Here is a 22,665-nt window from a genome sequence, read left to right as displayed (position 1 = left end):
CACGCCCTAGCTTGGCGGGAACGTACAGCAGAGCGGAGGCTCCCTCGTGGGCCAGACTCAGACCAAAGCCGAGATCATCCAGGTGCCGAATCTTCTGCGCGCCAAGGTGGGCGGCGGAAGCATCGACAAGTCGGCCATCGCCAAGGCCGAAGCCGCCCTGCAGGCTCTGTCGAGCAATTTCGGCCAATGGCTTCAGGACGAGATCGACAAGCTCGAGACCGCCCGCAAGAAGATCGAGTCCGACGGCCTGTCGACCGAAACCATCGACGGCCTCTACCTGCGCGCCCACGACCTGAAGGGCCTGGGCTCGACCTACGACTATCCGCTGATCACCCGTCTCGCCGGCTCCCTGTGCCGCCTGATCGACGAGCCGGAGAAGCGCATGAAGGCGCCGATGCGCCTGATCGACGCCCACATCCAGGCCATCAAGGCCGCCGTCCGCGACGGCATCAAGGTCGACAGCCATCCGATGGGCAAGGCCCTGGCCACCGAACTGGAAAACCAGGTCGCCCAAGCCCTCGCCTAGTTTCGGCGCCAGAATCCGAGAATTCGAAGGGGACGCTCCGGCGTCCCCTTTTTCGTGAGATCAGCCAGCGCCCATGAAGCTGGCGTAGTCTTCCGCCGACGGGCGAACCTCCCTTCCGCCATGATGCTGGATCAGCTTGTAGCGCGCCACGGCGTAGATCCAGGGACCAAACGGCTCGCGCCGATGGTAGGCGGCGCGTCGCCTGTGGGCCGCCGACAGAGTCGCCGCCACCAGCGCCTCGACCCGATCCGAACCGCCCAGGCGTAAGGTGAAATACCGTCGCAGATGGTCCGCCACCGTCGTCAGCAGAATGCGGTAGGCCTGCGCGTCGCTATCCAGACTGCGCAGCATGAGCGCCCTCAACGCTTGCTCATCCATAGAGAACTTCCCGAAGGAGGGCGTCACCATCGACGGCGTCACCTTCCAGCTGGCCGACCTGTCCAAGTTCGACTTCAGCAAGGTCCAGCACTTCCTGTCCGGAGACTCCATCCGGACCTGCGGCTCGGGCGTGGCCGTACAGGCCGCGAACGAAGTCACGTGGCAGGTTCCGACGTCCGAAGACGGCGCCGTCATGGAGATGGATTTCGCCGGGATTGACCTGCGGGGATCGACCTGTCGGGCGTTACCTTCCACACCTTCGCGTTCTGACGCGGGCGGGTCCGTCCGCGGATCTCCGGGAAGGCGGGGCGCTTCGACGCTCCGCCTTTTCTATGCCGCTCCGGCCAGGGCCTTTGCCTTGTCCTTGCTGCGCAGGCGGTCGAGCTTGCCCAGCAGGTAGTCGGTGTCTTCACGACCCGGCGTCTGCGGCTGGGTCAGGAACCGCTCCAGCATGCGGCGCTGGAAATGCTCCGCGTTCTGGGGAACGCCATCGGTCTCCAGGGAGTGGTAGGCGTCCACCCCGGCTCGGAAGGCGCCGAACATGCGGACCGGCAAGGCCGCCCGCTCATAGATCGCCCGCAAGCCCAATGGCCCGGCGTCGTGGATCATCAGCCAGGTGCGATGATGCGGCACGCCGGACAGCTCCGCCACGCCCCACTCGAAGAAGCTCATATGCCCGTGCGCCAGCCCGCGCAGCAGCAGCGAGGGCGTCAGCCGGCCGCTGCGGTTCAGGTGCTTCACGAAGTCCTTCAAGTCGGCCGCCAGGCCTGCCTGATCGACCAGATCGACGGTCGCCCGCTCCAGCGTATGCTCGACCACATCGTTGGCCACGTCCGCCGGCAGCGGATGGTTGGCGAGGATATGCGCGCGCACCCGCTCGCCGACCATCCTCACCAGACGCTCGGTCACCGACAGGGGCAGCACCCGGCGATAGGCCACGGCGGTCAGAACGGCTTCGGCGGCCTCGAACCGCTTCAGCACGGTCTTCAGACCGCCTTCCGAGAACTCGGCGTTGTCGTTGGCGATCGCGGTGCGCACCACCTCGCCGTCACCGTGGACCGCCAGGGCGTCCGTGACCTTCGCCTTCAAGGCCGGGCGGCGAGCCACAGCCGATTGCCGCGCCGTGTCGCCCAGCCGCACGATCTCGGCCAGGTCTTCATCGCTGAACGACGGCGATTCCATCAGGATTGGAATGGCGATGGTGTCGATGTCGCGCGCCAGCTTGTTCGCCACGTCGCGCGGCACCAGGGGCGAAGCGCGGAGCGTCACCGCCAGGGCGCGCCGCACCAGATCGGCGGCGTCGGCGGCCATCACACGCAGGATGTCCTGGGCGCGCGCTCGCTCCTCGTCGGTCAGTTCGGCGGTCTCGATCTTGTGGCAGATCTTCTGGGCCGCGACCGCCCGCTCATCCGGGGTCGCCCCCTTGATCAGCATGCGGATGTCGGTGTCGGTCAGCGCCCCCCGCGTCATCGACATGCCCCTGATCGTCCTCAAATTGCGGCGTTTTGCGATTCGAAATGATGGCTGAGCATGCTTAACGCTTGGTCACCATCTTCTGCTGGGGATTAAGGATGTCTTGTAACATCTCTCGAACCGCGCCGGACTAGTCTCCCCCGCTTTCCAGGGGGAACAGCGTTTGTCGAAGACCGTCGAGACAGCAGAGACAGGACCGGGCGCGACCGTCGCGCGCCTGCTGTCGCTCGACATGCGTCGCGACACCCTGCGTCACGCCCTCACCACGTTCGCGGTCTTCGTGCCGGTTCTGGCGGTCGCCGCCAGCTTCGCCCGCAACCCCGGCGCCATGTCCCTGAGCCTCGCGCTCTATACGGCGGGCTGCGGCGGGTTCTACGCACTGATGAAGGGGCTTCAGCGCGAACGCGTCACCGTTCCGCACCGCGCCTGGCGCCACCTGGCCGCCACCGCCGTTTGGGCCGGCGCCGCGATGCAGGTGGTGGTCTTCGCCCACGACGCCGGCCCCATCCGCGAGGCGTTGGTGCTCATCGCCATGAGTTCCGGCGTCTGCGCCCTCTTCTTCGCCACACCCAGCCGCACCAGCGCGATCCTCGCCTCCGCCGCCCTGCTTCTTGGTCCGCTCAGCCTCATGGCGGCGCCCGGCGGCGGGTCATCTGCTGCGCTGACCGGCGGGATATCCCTGCTCGCCATCGCCATGGCGGCCATCACCAACCACATGCTGCGCGCCCAGTTCCTGCGCGCGGCGGAGCGGGAGCGCCTGCTGGAGGAGCGCGCCGCCGCCCTCAACGACGCCAAGGCCCTGGCCCAGGCCAAGTCCGACGTGGTCGCCGCTCTCTCGCACGAGATCCGCAACGGCCTGACCGGCGTCACCCACGTCCTGGCCGGCGCCGCCGGCGGCGAGGGCCGCACGCCCCCCACCCGCGAACAGTTCTCCGCCGCCCTGGAAGCCGCCCGCGACCTGATCGGCGTGCTTAACGTGACCCTCGATTCCGAAACCGCCGGCAACGGTTTGCTGGCGGTGGAGATGGGCCGGTTCGACCCCACTCGCCTGGTCCATGACCTGGTGCTGTTGGAGCGCGCCCACGCCTCGGCCAAGGGACTGGAGCTCAACCTGCACATTGCGCCGGAGCTGGAGATCCGCGGTTCAGGCGCCGTGACCGCCGACGCCCTGCGCACGCGCCAGATACTCGCCAACCTGATCAGCAACGCGATCAAGTACACCTCGCGCGGACGGATCGAGGTGCGGCTGGAGCGTCCCCGCCCGGACTGCGTGACCTTCGCCATCGCCGACACCGGCCCCGGCCTGTCGCCGGACGAGCTGGTCTACGCCTTCGAGGCGTTCCGCCGCGTGGAGCGCACCGGCGCCGGCGTGCCGGGCGCGGGCCTGGGCCTGTCACTGTCGCGTCAGCTGGCCCAGCTCATGGGCGGCCGCCTGTCGGCCCAGAGCGCGCTGGGGGTGGGCTCCTGCTTCACTGTCGAGTTGCCCTACGATCCCCACGCCGTTCTCGAAGGCGAACAGCCCGACGCCGACGAGCATGTCCCTGCCCCCGTGCGCGGCCTGCGCGTGCTGGTGGCCGAGGATGACGGCCTGAACGCCGCCATGATGCGCGCCATTCTCGAACAGCTCGGCCATCAGGTGGTCCACGCCCAGAACGGCCGCCGCGCCTTGGAACTGGCGGAGCTGTGCGACTTCGACCTGATGATGCTGGACGGGCGCATGCCTTATCTGGACGGTCCCCAGACCGCCGCCGCAGTCCGCCGCCTGCCGGGCCATCGCGGCCAGACCCCGATCATCGCCGTCACCGGCGGAGATGATGAAGAGACCCAAGCCTGCATGGACGCCGGCGCCGACGCCGCCGTCCGCAAGCCCGTCACCGTGGCGGGCATCGCCCGCGCCGTGTCGGACGTCACCCAGCCGCGCAAGCCCGTCGCCGAAGACCAGCGCGCCGCCGGCTAGACCGGGAAGATATGCGCCTTGGCGGTGCTGAGCTTCAGGGGCTGCCCGACGCTCAGGTTTGAGGCCTCGGCCCGCGCCACCACCGCCTCGATCGCCGCGCCGGCCGAGGTCGTCACATCCAGATGCGCCACCGCCCCCTGCACCGACACCCGCTGCAACGTCGCGGCAAAGGCGTTCGCCCCGCCCAGCGCCAGGTCGTAGGGCCGCACAAAGGCGCAGGCCGGGCCGTCGGCCACGCCCTTGGCCGGCAGCTTCACGCCGCCGCCGTTGAACACGCCAGCGGCCACTAGGCCCTCGATCCGGTTGGCGTCGCCCACAAAGCCGCAGACGAAGGCCGTGGCCGGGCTGTCATGCACCTCGTCCGGCGTGCCCACCTGCTCGATGGCGCCGGCGTTGAGGATCGCCACCCGGTCGGCGAGGCCCATCGCCTCCTCCTGGTCGTGGGTGACGAAGATGGTGGTCACGCCCGTGGCGTCGTGGATGCGCCGCAGCTCCTTGCGCAGCGACTTGCGCACCGTGGCGTCGAGCGCCCCGAACGGCTCGTCCAGCAGCAGCACCGACGGCGACACCGCCAGGGCCCGCGACAGGGCAACGCGCTGCCGCTGCCCGCCCGACAGCTGCGACGGATAGCGCCCGCCCAGCCCGTCCAGCTCCACCAGCTTCAGCAGCTCGTCCACGCGCTTGGTGATGTCGGCCTTCGACGGCTTCTCACGGCCTTTGCGCACGTCCAGTCCGAAGGCGACGTTCTTGGCCACGGTCATGTGCTTGAACAGGGCGTACTGCTGGAAGACGAAACCCACCCGACGCTTGGCCGCGCTGGCGTAGGTCACGTCCTCGCCGCCGAACAGCACCTGGCCGGCGTCCGGAAACTCCAGCCCGGCGATGGTCCGCAGCAGGGTCGTCTTGCCAGATCCTGACGGCCCCAGCAGGGCCAGCAGCTCGCCGTCGGCGATCTCAAGGCTGACGTCGTTCAGCGCCGGGTATCGGCCGAAGCGCTTGTCGACGGAGCGGATCGAGATGGTCATGGACACCCTTGAGGTCAGTGGCCGCGCCCGCGCACGGCGGGCTGGGCGATCTCGAGCAGTCCCTTCAGCACCAGGGTCGCCACGGCCAGCAGGCACAGCAGGGCCGCGACGCTGAAGGCGCCGACGAAGTCGTACTCGTTGTACAGGATTTCGACATGCAGAGGCATGGTGTTGGTCAGGCCCCGGATATGGCCGCTGACCACCGACACCGCCCCGAATTCGCCCATGGCGCGGGCGTTGCACAGCAGCACGCCGTACAGCAGGCCCCAGCGCACGTTCGGCGCCGTCACCCGCCAGAAGGTGTAGAGGCCCGACGCGCCCATCGATATGGCCGCCTCCTCCTCCGCCGTCCCCTGCTCCTGCATCAGCGGGATCAGCTCCCGCGCCACGAAGGGAAAGGTGACGAACACCGTCGCCAGGATGATCCCCGGCACGGCGAAGACGATCTTGATGTCGTGGTCGATCAGGGCCTCGCCGAACCAGCCCTGCATCCCGAACACCAGCACATAGATCAGGCCCGCCACCACGGGCGAGACGCTGAAAGGCAGGTCGATCAGGGTGATCAGGAAGCTCTTGCCCGGAAACTCATGCTTGGCGATCGCCCACGAGGCGCACAGTCCGAACACCGCATTGAACGGCACCGCTATGGCCGCCGTCAGCAGGGTCAGCTTGATGGCCGCGATGGCGTCGGGATTGCTGACCGCCCCCATCACCGCCCCCGCCCCGCGCCGGAACGCCTCCACGAACACCGCCGCCAGCGGCAGCAGCAGCACCAGCGCCAGGAAGCCCAGCACCAGGGCGGTGATCAGCACCTTGGCCCACAGCGGGTCCTCGGTCGGGTGACGCGCGCGGCTCATCCCTCGATCCTCCGCGCCCAGGCCTGGATGGCGTTGATGACGAACAGCATGGCGAACGAGGCCGACAGCATGACCAGCGCGATGGCCGCCGCCGCCGCGTACTCGTACTGCTCAAGCTGGATGATGATCAGCAGCGGCGCGATCTCGGACTGGTACGGCATGTTGCCGGCGATGAAGATCACCGAGCCGTACTCTCCCACCGCCCGGGCGAAGGCCAGGGCGAAGCCTGTCAGCCAGGCCGGGCCCAGCGCCGGCAGCACCACCCGCGCCACGGTCTGGATGCGGTTCGCGCCCAGGCTGGCGGCGGCCTCCTCCACATCGGCGGCCAGATCGCGCAATACCGGCTCGATGGTCCGCACCACGAACGGCAGGCCGATGAAGGTCAGGGCGATCACCACGCCCAGCGGGTTGTAGGCGGCCTTGATCCCAAGGGGCGTCAGGTACTGCCCCACCCAGCCGTTGGGCGAATACAGGGTCGCCAGGGCGATGCCCGCCACCGCCGTCGGCAGGGCGAACGGCAGGTCGACCATGGCGTTGACGATGGACTTGCCGGGAAACTCGTAGCGGACCAGCGCCCAGGCGGTCAGCACCCCGAACACCCCGTTGATCACCGCCGCCGCAAAGGCCGCGCCGAAGGTCAGGCGATAGGCGGCGATGGCCCGCTCTGAAAACGCCGCCGCCGCGAACTCGGCCGGCGACAGCTCCGCCGCCTTGATGGCCACGGCGGACAACGGAATCAGCACCACCAGCGACAGCACCGACAGGGTCACGCCCATGGTGAGGCCGAAACCCGGAATGGCTGACTTGCGCCGGAACAGCGGCCGTCGTCGTGTGGCGGTCGGGGTGCTGGTCAAAGGGCGGGGCTGCGTTCTGCTCACGGTCGGTAACGCCGGCCCCCGCCGCATGTTGCAGCGTGATCCAGCCAGTTCCGCCGATAATCCCCACCCGGAAGCTGGACAATCAAGTTTTTCTGGCTCGGTTGGGAGCAAAACCTTCTAGCGCCCCGTCTCCAGCACGCGTTCCGCTCCCCTGAACGGCGAACTTCCGCTACTCCTCAACCGTCACATTGGGGATCACGCTTGTCGCCAGCCGCCAATCCGCTCATCCAGCAGGGCCGCGACGCCATCGGGCGCGGCGATCTGGCTTCCGCCGAACGGGCCGCCGAGACGCGGCTGATGACCGATCCGCGCGACGTGGACGCCCTGGAGATCCGCCGCTTGGTGCAGGAGGGGCGCGGCGACATCGACGGCGCCGTCGCCACGCTCCGCCAGATCATCACCCTCGCGCCCGACGCCGACTGGGCGCACGACGATCTGGTCACCCTTTTCATCAAGCACGGCCGCATGCGGGACGCCGAGAACGCCGTCCGTGACGCCCTGCGCGCCGATCCGAACAACCCGGACGCCCACAACCTGTTCGCCGCCCTGCTGGCCGCCCGCAACGACCTGCCCGCCGCCGAGCATCACACCCGGCGCGCGCTTGAGCTCGCCGGCCCGCATCCCGGCGTCCTCGCCAACCTCGCCGCCAACCTGCTGCAGCAGGGCCGCGTGGACGAGGCTGAGCCCCTGTTCCAGCAAGCCCATCAGCTGGAGCCGGACAACGTCGCCACCCTGGCCGACTGGTCACGCGTCCATGAGGTCCGCGGGGAACTCGACAAGGCCCAGGCCCTGCTCGACCGCGCCGAGGCCGCCGCCCAGCGAACGGGCCAGGACGTCAGCCTGCGCCGCGCCGTCTATCTGGCCCGCCAGAACCAGCCGGCGGAGGCAATGGCCCTCCTCGACGCCGCGCCCAAACCCCTGGCTGGCGGCGCCCTGCTGGAGCGGGCCCGCCTGCTGGATCGCCTAGGTCGGGCCCGCGACGCCTGGCCCGCCTTCGTTGAGGCCAAGGCCGCACTCGCCGCAGAGATCGGCGCCGCTTACGACCACGCCGCCGTGGCCAGCGAGTTCGCCGCCCTGAAGTCCGTCTTCACCCGCGCCAATCTCGCTCGACTGCCGAAGGCGTCGAAGCGCGCCGACCAGCCGCAGCCGATCTTCATCCTCGGCTTCCCCCGCTCCGGCACCACGATGATCGAGCAGATGCTATCCAGCCATTCGAAGGTGGCCGCCGGCGGCGAGCTGCCCTTCGTCAGCGAGATGGCGGACTTCATCGAGCGCCTGCTGCCCGGCCCCGGCGCCTTCCCGGCCCGCCTGTTGGAGGCGACGACCGCTGACAACCGGCACGCCGCCGACATGCTGCGCGACTACTATTTCGCCCGCGCCGCCAGCTACGGCGTCATCCGGCCGGGCGCGGCGTTCTTCACCGACAAGATGCCGCTGAACGATGTGTACCTGCCGCTGATCCGCATGGCCTTTCCCCAGGCCCCGGTGATCCGCATGGTCCGCCATCCGCTCGACGTGACCGTGTCGATGATGGCCAACAACCTGACCCACGGCTTCAACTGCGGCTTCCGGGTCGACACTATCGCCGCCCACGTCCTGGCCATGACCGACCTGACCGCCCACTACGGACGGGAGCTGGACGATCTCGGCTTCACCCTGCGCTACGAGGATTTCGTGGCGCGACAGGAGATCGAGACCCGCCGCCTGCTCGACCACATCGGCCTGCCCTTCGACCCGGCCTGCATGGCCTTCCACAAGAACCGCCGCTTCGCCCCCACCCCCAGCTACGCCCAGGTGACGGAGCCCCTGAACGACCGCTCCATCGGCCGCTGGAAAGCCTACTTCGCCGAACTCGCGCCCCTGGGCCAGCGGCTGGCGCCGGTCATCCAGGCGCTGGGGTATTAAATCGCCCCCTTCCCCCTTGATGGGGGAAGGGGCGGGTATTGGGGTGATGCGGCATTGAAGGCCGTTCACCGGAACCTCAGCATTCACCCCCACCCTGCCCTCCCCCATCAAGGGGGAGGGTTCCATCTTCAAATCTTGACCACCCAGCCCTCGCGCTGGAGCCAGGCCATGGCCGCCCAGTTCAGGGCCAGGAAGATCAGCACCGGGACCAGCGCCGCCGCCGGCCCGCCCAGCACCGGCAGCGTCCAGTCATAAGGCAGCTTCATCGCGTCCGCCGCCAGCACCACCGAGGCCAGGTAATGCAGCACATAGGCGGCGATGGCGTTGACGCCGAAGGCCGTGGCGATGCTCCAGCCCCGCCCGATCTCGCGCCCGTCCAGCCGCACATGCAGCGCCGCCAGCACCAGCAGGGTCAGCCCGCTGGTCAGCAGCACATAGCTGCTCGTCCAGATGTCCTTCACCACTGGAAACACCAGGCCCCAGGCCAGTCCGGCGACCGTCATCACCGCCCCGCCCGCCGCCAGGGCGCCCGTGCGTTTCGGCTGCTTCAACAGCCACTCACCCACCAGACAGCCGATCAGGCCCTGGGCGATGGCCGGGAGGGTCGACAGGACACCCTCGGGGTCATAGCCCGCCGCGCCCTTCACATAGGCGTGGCTCCCCAGAACGGCGCGGTCGAACCAGGCGACGAAGTTGTAGCCCCGCGCCCAGATGTCGGTGGCCGTGCCGTCCGGCGACGGGATCAGGCACAGCGGCCAGTAGAGGATCAGGATCAGCCCCGCGATCCCCAGCCGCGTCCGCCAGCCCGTGGTCATGAACAGCAGCGCGGCCGCCCCATAGACGAGACCGATCCGTTGCAGCACGCCGAACGGCCGGAACGCATAGGCGTCCATATCCGCCAGCCAGTACATGTTGGTCAGCAGCAGCCCGACCAGGATCAGCCGGCCCGCCCGCGCCAGGATTTTGCCCGCGCTCTGGGGTCGTCCCTGCGCCGCCATCGGTATGGAGACCCCAACCATGAACAGGAAGGCCGGGAACACCCAGTCGGCCAGGGTCAGCCCCGCCCACTCCGAATGCATCAGCGCCGGATAAGCCGGAAAGCCGTTCACGTAATGCACGTAAGCCGCTGAATTGACTAGGATCATGCCGATCACGGTCAGACCGCGCAGCACGTCCAGTGAGACCAGCCGCTGCAAGGCTCAGGCCTTCTTCAACGCCGCGGCCACCGCCTCGGCCTTGGGTCCGATCACCACATGCAGCGCGCCGGCGGGGCGGGCGAAACCGCGAGCGCCCAGCCGCCGCAACGCCGCCTCGTCCACCCTGCCCTCGTCGGCGACCAGCAGCCGCAGACGGCTGGAGCTCACCGACAGCTCGCGAATATTGCCCGCCCCGCCCAGGCCCTTCAGCCAGGGCCCGCTGTCGATCTCGATCACCGGAACCTTGGCGGTCTCGGCCACGGGCGCGGCGGCCTTGGCCTGCCCGCCGCCGGCCGCGCGTATCTCGCTGGCCACGGTATCGGCCACCGGCCCCAGCACCACCTGCAGCGCCTTGTCCGACGGCCGCACGATCCCGCGCGCGCCCAGGGCCTTCAACCGCGCCTCGTCCACCACCTTCTGGCTGTTGACGATCAGGCGCAGGCGCGTGGTGCAGGCGTCCACGGAGACGAGATTGCCCGCGCCGCCCAGCGCCTCCACGAAGTCCGCGCCGCGTCCGCCGCTGCTCGCCAAATCCGCCGCCGCTGCGATCTCCCCCTCCGGCTCACGCCCCGGCGTCTTCAGGTCGAACCTGGCGATCGCCCAGCGGAAGGCGAAGTAATAGACAGCCGCATAGGCCGCCCCGATGGGCAGCAACATCAGCGGCTTGGTCGCCTTGCCGAAGTTCAGCACGTAGTCGAACAGCCCGGCCGAGAAGCCGAAGCCCAGCCGCACGCCCAGAACGTCCATCAGCGCCATGCCCGCGCCGGTCAGCACCGCGTGGATCGCGTACAGCGCCGGGGCCAGGAACATGAAGCTGAACTCGATGGGCTCCGTCACCCCCGTCAGGAAGGCGGTCAGGGCCATGGAGAACAGCATGCCGCCCACGGCCTTGCGCCGCTCCGGCCGGGCTGCGTGGTACATGGCCAGGCAGGCCGCCGGCAGGCCGAACATCATCACGGGGAAGAAGCCGGCCTGGAAACCGCCGGCCGTCGGGTCGCCCGCGAAGAACCGCTTGATGTCACCCGTCGCGCCGTTGAAGTCGCCCACGATGAACCAGGCGATGTTGTTCAGGATGTGGTGCAGGCCGGTGACGATCAGCAGCCGGTTCAGCGCGCCATAGATGAACAGCCCGATCTCGCCGGAATTGACGATGGCCCGGCTCAGCCCGTCCATGCCGCCGTTCACCGCGTCGTAGCCAAGCCCGATCACCAGGGCCACGAACAGCCCCGCGAAGCCGCTGACGATGGGCACGAACCGCCGCCCGCCGAAGAAAGCCAGATATTCCGGCAGTTTGATGTTGCTGAACCGGTTGTAGAACAGCCCGCCCAGCAGGCCGCTGAGGATGCCGATGGGCACCGCCAGCTTGGCGATGGCCTTGGCCTTGAACGCCGCGACGGCCAGGTCCTCCGTCACCTCGGGCGGTACATGCAGCAGCACCTTCGCCCCCTCGGTGGCGATCAGGAAGCCGACCAGCCCGGCCAGCCCCGCCGCCCCGTTGTTCTCCTTAGCCAGGCCCACGGCCACGCCCACCGCGAACAGCAGACCCAGGTGCGCGAAGATCGCGTCCCCCGCCGCCGCCACGAACGGGATGTTCAGCAGGTCCGGCTGACCCAGCCGCAGCAGCAGGCCGGCGATAGGCAGGACCGCGATGGGCAGCATCAGGGCCCGGCCCAGGGGCTGCAGGATTTCGAGCGGCGACTTCATGCGGCGATCCCCGGAATGAATTGGCTGGCCAGGCCGCGGACGTCCTCGGCGGTCGCCTGGGCCAGGGCCTCTTCGGCCAGGGCGCGGCAGGCGGCCCGGTCCAGCGTGCGGATCAGGGCCTTCAGCTCGGGCACGACCGCCGCCGTGGCCGACAGCTCGGTGACGCCCAGCCCGATCAGGATCGGCGCCGCGGCGAGGTCGGAGGCCAGGCCCCCGCACACCCCGACCCAGCGGCCATGCTTGCGCGCCCCCGCCGTGGTCTGGGCGATGAGGCGCAGCACGGCGGGATCGAGCGCGTCGATCCGCGCCGCCAGCTCCGGATTGCCCCGGTCCATGGCCAGCACGTACTGGGTCAGGTCGTTGGTGCCGATGGACAGGAAGTCCGCCTCGGCCGCCAGGACGTCGGCCATCACCGCCGCCGCCGGCGTCTCCACCATCACGCCCAGCTCCACCGTCTCGGTCACGCCCAGCTCGCGCTTCACCTCGTCCAGCAGGGCACGGACGGCGCGCAGCTCGTCCACCCCGCTGATCATCGGCAGCATGATCTTGCACTGGCCCAGGGGCTGGACCGACAGAATCGCCCTCAGCTGCGTCTTCAGGATCGCCGGCCGCCACAGGCCGATGCGCACCCCGCGCAGGCCCAGGGCCGGATTCTCCTCCGCCGGCATGGGCAGATAGGGCGCCGGCTTGTCAGCCCCGATGTCCAGGGTGCGGATCACCAGCGGCCGGCCCTCCAAGGCCGAAGCGATGGCCTGGTACTGACGCGCCTGCTCCGCCTCGTCCGGCGGCGTCTCGCGCTCCAGGAACAGGAACTCGGTGCGCAACAGGCCGCTGCCCTCCGCCCCCGCCGCTACGGCGGCCTCGGCGTCCTTCAGGCTGCCCACATTGGCGAACACCTCGATCCGCGTGCCGTCGCTCATGCGGCAGGCTTCCTTCGCCGCCGCTTGGGCCGCCGCCCGGCGCTGCTGGCGGGTGGCCAGGGTCATCTGCGCCGCCTCCAGCGCCCGCGCGTCCGGCGCGATGCGCAGCAGTCCGGCGTCGGCGTCCAGGATCAGGGCCGTGCCCTTGGTCACCGACAGCACCCCCTCGCCCGCCGCCACGATGGCCGGCAGGCCCATGGCCGCCGCCAGGATCGCCACGTGAGAGGTCGGCCCGCCCCGCGCGGTGCAGAACCCTGCCGCCTGCCCCGGCTTCAACGCCATCAGCTGCGACGGCAGCATTTCGTCGGCCAGCAGGATCGCGTCCGGGGGCAGGTCGAGCGTCCCCTCCGGGTCCTCCCCCGCCAGGGTCAGCAGCACCTGCCGCTCCAGGTCCAGCAGGTCATCCACCCGCTCGGCCATGCGCCGGTCGCCCAGGCTTTTCAGCACGTCCACATAACCGCCCACGGCCTTGCGCCAGGCGAAGCCCGCGCTCTTGCCCGCATCGGTCAGACGGCGCGCGGCGGCGATCAGCTCAGGATCGTCCAGGAACGCCGCGTGCGCCGACAGGATGGCGCGCCGCGCCGCGTCGCCGCTCTGGGCGTTGTCCTCAGTGCGGGCGCGGACGGACGCCAGGGCCGCCGACAGGGCGTCGCCCTCCAGCTCCGCCCCGTGGCCCTGCTCCTCCACCGCGATCTCGCGCGACGCCAACGGCACCGCCCGGCCGATGGCCAGACCGGGCGAGGCGGTCACCCCGCGCAAGGCCCCATCCACCGGCGCTGGGGCGGCTTTGGGCTTCGGCGGCGCGACAACCTCCGGCGCCGGCGCGGCCGCGGCCTCGCCCATGCCGCCCTCGATCAGGCCGGCCACGGCGAACACCGCGTCCTCCGCATCCGCACCCTCGGCGCTGACCGTGATCTGGTCGCCATGACGGACAGCCAGGGACATAATCCCAACCGGGCTTCGCGCGCTGGTCCGGCGGTTTAGGGCGCTGATGAACACCTCCGCCTCGAAGCCCTTGGCGATGGCGGCGATGCGCGCGGCCGGGCGGGCGTGCAGCCCATGCGCCAGCGGCACGGTCAGACCCCGGCTGGCGACGGGCCCGCCGGGCGCGGCCTCCGCCGCCCCGCCGCCGCCCGCGCGGCGCAGGACCAGCAGCGGCTCACCGACCTCCACCTCGCGGTTCAGCTGACGTGTGGAGATGGCGAAGGCCTCGCCATTGGTCACCACCACCGGGGTGATCAGACTCTTCGCGCGCTGGGCCAGCAGGTCCAGGTCGAAGGTCACCAACGGCTGGGCCGCCTTCACCGCCTGCCCCTCGGCCACGTGGACGGTGAAGCCCTCGCCTTCCAGCGCCACGGTCTCCAGGCCCAGGTGCATCAACACCTCGACCCCGTCCCTGGAGCGCACCGTCACCGCGTGTCGCGCCCGATGGATGTTCACCACCTCGCCGTCGCAGGGCGCGTGCAGCACCCCGTCGGTCGGGTCGATCGCCACGCCGTCGCCCATCATCCGTTCGGCGAAGACGGCGTCCGGCGTTTCGTCCAGCGGCGCGATCCACCCCTTGAGGGGCGCGAGGAGGACGATGTCGGCCATAAGCTACTCTTTCGACGTCACGAGCTGCACGCTGTCGATGGTCCACATCGGATCGACGCCGCGCGCGGTGTAGGTGAAGCACAGGTCCTGCCGCCCCGCGGCCGCCTTCAGCGGCGCGGTCAGCTTCGTCACCTGCGGATTGTTCACGGCCGGGGCCAGCGGCAGGGTCGCCACCACCGCCCCGTCACAGCCGCCGGCCCGGACCTCGAACTCCCCGGCCGGCGAGACCGGCGGGCGGAACTTGATCTCGTCCTTGGCCGCGCCGATCTGGAAGTTGAACGGCACCTGCCCCACCGACAGTTCGATCCCGCTCACCCCGGTCAGGTCAACGTTCTTCCAGACCCAGCACGGCTCCATCACGTCGACCAGGAAGAACTTCCGCTCGCCCTTGGCCGGCGCGTCGTCCTCCAGGTTCAGGACCAGCTTGTCGCTGCACATCTTCAGCTGTTGGCTGGTGCGGAACAGCGCGCCCTTCGCCGTCGCCGTCCAGGTCTTCGCCGCGCCCAGCGGCTGGTCGCCCACATAGGTCGCCGCCGTCACCTTGGCGCCCTCGGCCAGGGTCAGCGGCTTGTCGTAAACCGGCGACGCCGCCGTCACCGGCCCGTTCACCGCATAGCGAACCGCCACCTCCGGCAGGGGCGACTTCAGGGTCGCGGTCAGCTTGCCGTCCACCCGGTCGACCACCGCCTGGGCCTGCAGGGACACGCCGTTATAGCCGATGCCCAGCGCCTTCTCCCGCGCCAGCTCGCCCGGCAGGCGCTGGACGAAATCGCCCCAGCTCCGGCGCTTCTCCGGGGTCCAGGCCACCTCGGCCAGGGCCGCAGCGCGGGGGAAGGCCTGGGCCGTCACCCGATCCTGCGTCCGCATATGCTCGGCCCACAGGTTCGCCTGCACGCCCAGCACGTGCTTGCGCTCGGCCTCGGTCAGGGCGTCCGGCGCCGGGTTGAAGCCATAGACCTCCGCCAGGCTGATCACCGCCCCGCGGCCCGGGGCCTCGTCGGGCGAGGTGCTCTGGCGATTGTCGAAATACAGGGTCGGATGCGGCGACAGTACTGTGTCATGACCCGCCCGCGCGGCGGCGATGGCGCCGTCGATCCCGCGCCAGGACATCACCGTGGCGTCGGGCGCCAAGCCGCCTTCCAGGATCTCGTCCCAGCCGATCAGGCGGCGGCCCTTGGACGACAGGTGCTTGCCCAGCCTCTGGATGAACCAGCTCTGCAGCTCATGCTCGTCCTTCAGGCCAAGCTCCTTGATCTTGGCCTGGATGGCGGGACTGGCCTTCCACTGGTCCTTCACCGCCTCGTCCCCACCCACATGGATGTAGGTCGACGGGAACAGGGCCATCACCTCGTCCAGCACGTCGGTCAGGAAGGCGAAGGTGCTGTCGTCGGTGTTGTACAGATACGGGAAGACGCCCCAGTCGCCGGACGTCTGGGTCGGCGGCGTGGGGGCCGAGCCAAGCTGCGGATAGGCGGTGATCGGCGCGTGGGCGTGGCCCGGCGTCTCGATCTCGGGAACGATGGTGATGTTGCGCTTGGCGGCGTAGGCGACCACCTCGCGGATCTGGTCCTGGGTGTAGAAGCCGCCGTACTTGCCGGCCTTGCCCGCCTCGCCCAGCGGAATGCGCCAGGCGCCGACCTCGGTCAGCTTCGGGTACTTCTTGATCTCGATCCGCCAGCCCTGATCGTCCACCAGGTGCCAGTGCAGGGTGTTGAACTTGTAGACCGCCATGCGGTCGATCATCGCCTTGATCCACTCCACCGATTGGAAGTGGCGGGCGCTGTCCACCATCAGGCCGCGCCAGGCAAAGCGCGGGCCGTCCTTGATGGCGACTTCCTCGATGACGGCCGAGCCCTTGCCGGGCGCCGCCTGGGTCATCTGCCAAAGGCTCATGGCGCCGTACAGCAGGCCGGCGTCGTCGCTGGCGGTGATCACCGCCCCCTGCCCGCCCACGATCAGGTCATAGCGCTCCTTGGCCATGCCCGGCGCGCGCACGAACCGGACGGAACCCTGCGCGCCCGTCAGCGGCGCATCCAGGCCGCGCCCACGCTTCAGCAGGTCGGAAAGCTGTTGGGCGGCGAACCGCGCGCCCTCGTCGCCGGCCGGGACCACAATGCCCGACCCGGTCTTCCATTCGAATGTCTTGCGGGTCGTGACCATCTCGGCCGGGGCCGGGACGATGTTGGGCGCCGCGAGGGCGGCGGTGGCGATGGCGGAAAAAGCGGCCGTAGCCAGAAGCCTGGTCAGCATGACGTCACCCGCGAAAAAAGAGCGGAGCGGCGAGCGCCGTCCCGCTTCAGTTGCAGACCTTGGGGATACTGAAGGCGGCGCGGCTGAAAGATCATGGGTCGATCCTGAAGCAAGCCGCGCCGTAATCAACTCACGGAGCCCGGGCGGAGCCCGGCCCCGTTCACTCAGAACTTGAACCGGGCGCCGGCGTAGAACACGCGGCCATTGTCGTAGATCGCGCGCGGAATGCTCGGATCGCCCACGTAGTAGACCAGCTTCTCGCGGGTCAGGTTCTGGGCGTCGAAGCTCAGGGCCACGTTCTCCGTCAGGTTGACGATGAGCGAGGCGTCCAGGGACGAGATGTCGTCCTGCCACATGTCCGTGCCACGATCGACGCCGGACTTGAACTTGGACCGGAAGTTGTAGGCCACCCGGGCGCTGATCAGATCGTTCTCGAAGTAACCCGTCAGGTTGTAGGTGTTCTTCGAGCTGCCATCGATCGGCTTGCCCAGGTCGGTTTCAGCGTCGGCATAGGTGTAGTTCACCAGGAAGCCGAAGCCCCCGCCGATGGGCTGCTGCAGGCTCGCTTCGAAGCCGCGGTTGGAGCCGCCGCCGCCGTTCACCGGACCGGTGATGCGGAAGTTGGCGCCGTTCGGGTTCTGCTGCGTGCGGTAGAAGGCCGTGAACGTCTGGCTGGTGATGTAGCTCTCGATGTCCAGGTAGAACACGCCGACCGACAGCAGGGCCTCGGGGGCGTAGTACCACTCGCCGACCGCGTTGAACTGCCAGGCGCGGAACGGATCCAGGTCCGGGTTGCCGCCGGCGGTGCCGGTCAGGGCCAGTTCGTTCAGGCTCAGCGAGCTGGCCAGTTGGGCGTAGCCCGGACGCGCCATGACCTTGGCGGCGGAGAAGCGGACCAGCACATTGTCGGTCGCATCCACGGTCAGGTTGGCGCTGGGCAGCACGTCCCAGTAGTCGCGGCTGTTGTTCACTTCGCCCCAGCTGCCGAACTGGTTGGTGATCGTCAGGTTCGAGGCGGTGGACGAGTACTGGGTGGTGTCGGCTTCGGTGCGGACCGCGCGCAGGCCGACATTGCCCCGCCAACGCTCGCCCTTCAGCTTGACCATCCCGTAGAGGCCGCTGGTCTTCTCCTGCACGGAGAAGCTCTGCGGCGGATAGAAGGCGAAGCGGCGGCCGCCGTTGTTGCCGTCCAGGAACGCCCGCACCTTGCCCATGTCGGAGATGGTGTAGCCCTGCAGGCCGCCGACGCCCGAGCCGTAGTTCGACGGGGTGGCGTCGCCGTCATAGACCGCGCCCAGGCCCGGCGTGGCGGCGTTGCCGTTCCCGCCCCAGCTATAGGCGGTGTAGTTGCCTTCGCGGGTGTGGTCCGTGAAGCGCGCGCCGAAGTTCAGGCTCTGGAACACGCCGCTGTCGAGACGCCATTCGGCGTCGCCCTTGACGTAGAACTCCTCGTCCGGGCTGACCTGACGGCCGCCCCACGACCAGCTGTAGAGGTTGTTCAGATAGGCCGGAGCCGTCGGATCGCTCGGCATGCCCGTATAGGTCACCGAGGTGATCGGCGAGCCGAGCGTGTAGCTCATGCCCGTGTTCCACAGGGTCTCCCACGCGTAGGTGTCCTTGGTGACGCCCTTGCCCTCGGTGTAGCCGATCTGGCCCGACAGGGTCAGGTTGTCGTTGACCTCGTACTTGCCGTCCAGGTTCACCACCCAGGTCGACGAATAGGCTTCGCGGAAGATGTCGTCCTGCACGCGGCCCTGCACCAGACCGCCGCTGGCGGTGGTCGGACGCCAGGTGGCCGAGGTCAGCACGCCGTTGGCGATGGTGTAGCTGGCCAGGGCGTCGTCGGGGCTGCCGACGGTGGAGTTGGTGTTCAGCAGACGCGACACCCACGCCATGTTGTTGGCGTTGACGTTGTCGGCGTCCATCCGGGTGTAGAGGCCCGACAGCTCAAGCTCCAGCTTCTCGTTCGGCTTCCACTGAGCGACGATGTTGCCGCCCTTGCGGACGCGGGTCTGCTGGAAATAGGCGTTGCCGATCAGGGCCGGGGCCAGGACCGTCTGGCCCGTGCCGCGGAAGTTGGCGACCTCGTTGTAGCCGAGGATCTCCTGGCCATCACGGCGCAGGTGGCGCTTCTGGTAGAAGCCCGCGACCAGCACGCCGAGGCTGCCGGTGTCGTCCTTCCAGCTGGCCAGGGCCGAGACCTGCGGGTCGAACTTGTCGGCGCGCTGGGCGTACACCCCTTGGGCCGTGGCGTTGAAGGTCATGCTCGGCAGATCGAGCGGCTTGCGGGTATGCACGTTGACCGTGCCGCCGACGCCGCCTTCCGGCAGGTCCGCCTGTGAGCTCTTGTAGACTTCCAGCGTGCCGACCAGCTCGGCGGGCAGCATGGAATAGTTGAATGAACGGCCGCCGTTCTGCTGGTCCAGGACGAACCAGTCGCCCGTCGCCAGGTTATGGCCGTTCATCAGGGTCAGGTTCAGGTTCGGGTCGGTGCCGCGGATCGAGACGCGCTCGTTCTCGCCGAAGCCGCCGGCCGCGGCCGAGCCCGTCACCACGTTCACGCCGGTCACGCGGCTCAGGGAGTCGGCGATGTTCTTGTCAGGGAACTTGCCGATGTCCTGGGCGGTCACGACCTCTTGGATCATGTCGGCGTTGCGCTTCTGCTCAATGGCCGCCTGGAGCGAGGCGCGAATGCCGGTGACGACGATTTCGTCGACGTCGGTGTCCTGGGCGAACGACGGCGCGGCGGCCATCATCGCGATCATGCCGGCCGTTGTGGCCAATAGAGTCTTCTTAAGAGTCATCCGGCTTCTCCCCTCTTCGCCGGGGTACGCAGCCCCGGAGCCGACCTAAGCCCAATAGGATACCAATGCGCGACGTCCCCCGTCGCATTTGGCCGTAGCAATGGCCTCGGAACGGGACTGTGAAGGAAAAATGGCACTTGGCAAGCCCAAAATATTACCAATCAAACCCACTCGACAAATTGGTATTAAAGTGGTCAGGTGACTATCAACCAAGCCGGGGCTGGCTTTAGGATTCGAAACCAGGGAGGGCGCACATGACGTTTGCAGACCGCATCGGCCGCCTGGACGAAGCCGACCACGCGCCGCTCTACCGGCAGCTCCAGCGCGCCCTGCGCGAGGCCATCAAGACCAAGGTCCTGTCGCCGGACGACGCCCTGCCGGCCGAGCGTGATTTGGCCGAGGAGTTCGCCGTCTCCCGCATCACCGTGCGCAAGGCGCTGGACGGCCTGGTCAACGAAGGCCTGCTCACCCGCCGCCAGGGAGCCGGCACCTTCGTCGCCGCCCGGGTGGAGAAAAGCTTCTCCAAGATCTCGTCCTTCTCCGAGGACATGCTTTCGCGCGGCCGCGTCCCGCACAGCGTCTGGATCAACCGCTCCGAAGGCACGGTGACGCCCGAGGAATCGCTGACCCTGGGGCTCAGCCCCGGCGCGCCGGTCTATCGCTTCCACCGCATCCGCTACGCCGACAACGCGCCCATGGCGCTGGAATTCGCCACCATCCCGGCCTTCGCCCTGCCCTCTCTGGAGACGGTGAAGTCCTCGCTCTACGAGGCGCTGGAGAAGACAGGCCACCGCCCCGCCCGCGCCCTGCAGCGGCTGCGCGCGGTGCTGTTGACCACCGACCAGGCCGATCTGATGGGCCTGTCGCCCCGCGACCCGGCCCTGCTGATCGAGCGTCGCGGTTTCCTGGCCGACGGACGGACCGTCGAGATCACCCAATCGTTCTATCGCGGCGACGCCTACGACTTCGTCGCCGAACTGACCCTGTAGTTTTCGCGTGCTGGAGACTGTCTTGACCCGATCGGCCTCGCCCGAAACCACCCGGATGTTCGCCGAAGCCGCCGAGGCCTCGACCGCCGTGAAGCGGCAGCTGGACGCCAACGCCCAGGCCGTCGCCGCCCTGGGCGAAAAGCTCCGCGCCATGAAGCCCCGCGCCGTGGTCACCTGCGCCCGGGGCAGCTCGGACCACGCCGCCACCTTCGCCAAGTACCTGTTCGAGACGCGGGTCGGCGTCATCACCTCCTCGGCCGCCCTGTCGACCGCCTCGGTCTATGGCGCCCAGGCGGACCTGGACGGCGTGCTCTACCTGGCCATCTCCCAGTCGGGCCGCAGCCCGGATCTGCTGGCCTCGGTCGAATCCGCCAAGGCCGGCGGCGCCTTCGTGGTCGCCCTGGTCAATGACGCCGCCTCGCCGCTGGCCGCCATGGCCGACGCCTTTGTGCCCCTGCATGCCGGGCCGGAGGTCAGCGTCGCCGCCACCAAGTCCTACCTCTGCACCCTCGCGGCCCTGGCGCACCTGACCGCCGAGTGGACGCAGGACACGGAGCTGTCCGCCGCCCTCCAGACCCTGCCCGTCCTCCTCGCCGAGGCCTGGCGCCAGGACTGGAGCGAGGCGGTGGAGCGCCTGAAGGACGCCGCCAACCTCTATGTGGTGGCCCGCGGCCTCGGCTTCGCCGCCGCCCAGGAAGCGGCCCTGAAGTTCAAGGAGACCTGCGGCCTGCACGCCGAGGCCTTCTCCGCCGCCGAGGTCATGCACGGCCCCCTGGCCCTGGTGCAGCCCGGCTTCCCGGTGCTGGCCTTCAGCCAGGACGACGAGACCCGCGACAGCGTCCTGACCCTGGCCGAGGGGCTGAAAAGCCGGGGCGCCCAGCTGCTGTTCGCCGATATCGAGGCCACGGGGCCCGGCGCCCTGCCCGCCCTGGCGGCGCATCCGGTTCTCCAACCGGCCCTGGCGATCCAGAGTTTCTACCGTATGGCCAACGCCCTGTCGGTCGCACGAGGTTATGACCCTGATCAGCCTCCCCACCTGCGCAAAGTGACCGAAACCGTCTGATGTCCACAGCCCTGGTCAATGGCCGCGTCCTCATCGGGGACGCCCTGGTCGAAGGCGTCGCCGTCGTCATCGAGGGCGAGCGCATCGCCGCCGTCCTGCCCGCCGACCAGGCGAAGGCCGACGAGACGCGCGATCTGGGCGGCGCCCTGCTGCTGCCCGGCTTCATCGACACCCAGGTCAACGGCGGCGGCGGCGTGCTGTTCAACGACGCCCCGACGGTGGAGACCATCGCCGCCATCGGCGCCGCCCACCGCGCCTATGGGACCACCGGCTTTCTGCCGACCCTGATCAGCGACGACCTGTCGGTGATCGCCCAGGCCATCGCCGCCACGGACGCCGCCATCGAACAGGGCGTCCCCGGCGTGCTCGGCATCCACATCGAGGGCCCCTTCCTCAACGCCGAGCGCAAGGGCATCCATGACGCGTCGAAGTTCCGGGTGCTGGATGACGAGGCCTTCGCCCTTCTCACTTCGCTGAAGCGCGGCCGCACCCTGGTCACCCTGGCGCCGGAAAAGACCACGCCGGAGGCCATCCGCCGCCTGGCCGACGCCGGGGTCATCGTCGCCGCCGGCCACACCAACGCCGACTACGACACCGCGGTCCAGGCGTTCCGCAGCGGCGCCACCGGCGTCACCCACCTGTTCAACGCCATGTCGCCGCTCACCAGCCGCACTCCGGGCGTGGTCGGCGCGGCGCTGGAAAGCGACGCCTGGTGCGGGATCATCATCGACGGGGCGCACATCCACCCCGCCACCCTGCGCATCGCCCTGGCCAGCCGCCCGCACGACCGCTTCATGCTGGTGTCGGACGCCATGCCGACCGTGGGCGGGCCCAAGACCTTCACCCTGCAGGGTCGCGAGATCACCGTGAAGAACGGCGTCTGCGTCGGCCCCGACGGCACCCTGGCCGGCTCGGACCTCGACATGGCCGGCGCCGTGCGCAACGCCATGTCCATGACCGGCCTCACCCTGGCGCAGGCCGTCAACATGGCCTCGCGCAGCCCCGCCGCCTTCCTCGGAATCGAAAAGGCCGGGAGCATCGCCCCCGGCCTCCGCGCCGACCTTGTGGTCGCCGACGATCAGTTGAACGTCATCGAAACCTGGATCAGCGGCGCACTCTGACGCCGCTGACCGCCAGGTCGACTTCG

Annotated in this window: 16 protein-coding genes; 6 read left to right on the top strand and 10 right to left on the bottom strand. The window is 69.2% G+C overall.

Annotated elements, in window-relative coordinates; genetic code table 11:
• Positions 1 to 46 precede the first annotated feature (46 nt).
• Positions 47 to 526 carry an Hpt domain-containing protein gene (locus P7B02_RS18615; protein WP_277787860.1) on the top strand — a complete coding sequence of 160 codons (480 nt, stop codon included), beginning with the start codon at positions 47 to 49 and terminating at the stop codon, positions 524 to 526.
• A gap of 60 nt (positions 527 to 586) precedes the next feature.
• Here P7B02_RS18615 and P7B02_RS18610 read toward each other — a convergent pair whose 3' ends face one another.
• On the bottom strand, positions 587 to 877 hold the full coding sequence (locus P7B02_RS18610; RefSeq protein WP_277787859.1) for a hypothetical protein: 291 nt from the start codon (positions 875 to 877) through the stop codon (positions 587 to 589).
• Between the two features lie 357 nt (positions 878 to 1,234).
• The gene (locus P7B02_RS18605; RefSeq protein ID WP_277787858.1) at positions 1,235 to 2,380 is read right to left on the bottom strand and encodes a DUF2336 domain-containing protein; all 1,146 of its coding nucleotides are present in this window, start codon (positions 2,378 to 2,380) and stop codon (positions 1,235 to 1,237) included.
• 160 nt (positions 2,381 to 2,540) lie between these two features.
• On the opposite strand from P7B02_RS18605, the gene P7B02_RS18600 reads away from it, so the two are divergent.
• Positions 2,541 to 4,334 carry an ATP-binding protein gene (locus P7B02_RS18600; protein WP_277787857.1) on the top strand — a complete coding sequence of 598 codons (1,794 nt, stop codon included), beginning with the start codon at positions 2,541 to 2,543 and terminating at the stop codon, positions 4,332 to 4,334.
• On the opposite strand, the gene P7B02_RS18595 is transcribed toward P7B02_RS18600, so the two are convergent.
• From P7B02_RS18595 to cysT, 3 genes are read right to left on the bottom strand one after another with little or no spacing between them, the layout of a single operon-like run.
• Positions 4,331 to 5,359, bottom strand: coding sequence for a sulfate/molybdate ABC transporter ATP-binding protein (locus P7B02_RS18595; protein ID WP_277787856.1), 1,029 nt, complete (start codon positions 5,357 to 5,359; stop codon positions 4,331 to 4,333). The two genes, P7B02_RS18600 and P7B02_RS18595, sit on opposite strands and share 4 nt — an antisense overlap.
• A gap of 14 nt (positions 5,360 to 5,373) precedes the next feature.
• Complete coding sequence (gene cysW / locus P7B02_RS18590) at positions 5,374 to 6,216, bottom strand: sulfate ABC transporter permease subunit CysW (RefSeq protein WP_277787855.1); 843 nt, start codon at positions 6,214 to 6,216, stop codon at positions 5,374 to 5,376.
• Positions 6,213 to 7,070 (bottom strand): sulfate ABC transporter permease subunit CysT, encoded by an 858-nt coding sequence (gene cysT / locus P7B02_RS18585; protein WP_277787854.1) that lies wholly within the window; start codon positions 7,068 to 7,070, stop codon positions 6,213 to 6,215. The genes cysW and cysT overlap by 4 nt, the downstream gene beginning before the upstream one ends.
• Positions 7,071 to 7,295: 225 nt before the next feature.
• Between cysT and P7B02_RS18580 the strand changes: the two genes are divergently transcribed.
• A complete protein-coding gene (locus P7B02_RS18580) occupies positions 7,296 to 8,999 on the top strand; it encodes a tetratricopeptide repeat-containing sulfotransferase family protein (RefSeq protein WP_277787853.1) in 1,704 nt (567 codons plus the stop codon).
• Positions 9,000 to 9,127: 128 nt separating this feature from the next.
• Here the strand turns inward: P7B02_RS18580 and P7B02_RS18575 are convergent, their stop codons facing one another.
• The 5 genes from P7B02_RS18575 to P7B02_RS18555 form a co-directional block, all read right to left on the bottom strand.
• Positions 9,128 to 10,195: an acyltransferase family protein gene (locus P7B02_RS18575; RefSeq protein ID WP_277787852.1), complete on the bottom strand. Its 1,068-nt coding sequence runs from the start codon at positions 10,193 to 10,195 to the stop codon at positions 9,128 to 9,130.
• Positions 10,196 to 10,198: 3 nt separating this feature from the next.
• Positions 10,199 to 11,899: an N-acetylglucosamine-specific PTS transporter subunit IIBC gene (gene nagE / locus P7B02_RS18570; RefSeq protein WP_277787851.1), complete on the bottom strand. Its 1,701-nt coding sequence runs from the start codon at positions 11,897 to 11,899 to the stop codon at positions 10,199 to 10,201.
• Positions 11,896 to 14,412: a phosphoenolpyruvate--protein phosphotransferase gene (gene ptsP / locus P7B02_RS18565; protein ID WP_277787850.1), complete on the bottom strand. Its 2,517-nt coding sequence runs from the start codon at positions 14,410 to 14,412 to the stop codon at positions 11,896 to 11,898. The genes nagE and ptsP overlap by 4 nt, the downstream gene beginning before the upstream one ends.
• Positions 14,413 to 14,415: 3 nt before the next feature.
• Positions 14,416 to 16,662: a family 20 glycosylhydrolase gene (locus P7B02_RS18560; protein ID WP_277787849.1), complete on the bottom strand. Its 2,247-nt coding sequence runs from the start codon at positions 16,660 to 16,662 to the stop codon at positions 14,416 to 14,418.
• 164 nt (positions 16,663 to 16,826) lie between these two features.
• On the bottom strand, positions 16,827 to 19,466 hold the full coding sequence (locus P7B02_RS18555) for a TonB-dependent receptor (RefSeq protein ID WP_277787848.1): 2,640 nt from the start codon (positions 19,464 to 19,466) through the stop codon (positions 16,827 to 16,829).
• Between the two features lie 254 nt (positions 19,467 to 19,720).
• On the opposite strand from P7B02_RS18555, the gene P7B02_RS18550 reads away from it, so the two are divergent.
• Genes P7B02_RS18550 through nagA form a run of 3 tightly spaced genes read left to right on the top strand, consistent with a single transcriptional unit; the run spans position 19,721 to position 22,639 of the window.
• Positions 19,721 to 20,455, top strand: coding sequence for a GntR family transcriptional regulator (locus tag P7B02_RS18550; protein ID WP_277787847.1), 735 nt, complete (start codon positions 19,721 to 19,723; stop codon positions 20,453 to 20,455).
• 7 nt (positions 20,456 to 20,462) lie between these two features.
• Positions 20,463 to 21,518, top strand: coding sequence for an SIS domain-containing protein (locus tag P7B02_RS18545; protein WP_431355833.1), 1,056 nt, complete (start codon positions 20,463 to 20,465; stop codon positions 21,516 to 21,518).
• Positions 21,518 to 22,639, top strand: coding sequence for an N-acetylglucosamine-6-phosphate deacetylase (gene nagA / locus P7B02_RS18540; protein WP_277787846.1), 1,122 nt, complete (start codon positions 21,518 to 21,520; stop codon positions 22,637 to 22,639). Before P7B02_RS18545 ends, nagA begins: the two co-directional genes overlap by 1 nt.
• Positions 22,640 to 22,665: the final 26 nt, after the last annotated feature.

This window comes from Caulobacter segnis (assembly GCF_029543125.1).
GTDB lineage: Bacteria > Pseudomonadota > Alphaproteobacteria > Caulobacterales > Caulobacteraceae > Caulobacter > Caulobacter segnis_D.
The sequence above is the reverse complement of the archived record's forward strand: the minus strand, read 5'-3'. Positions and strand labels throughout refer to the sequence as shown.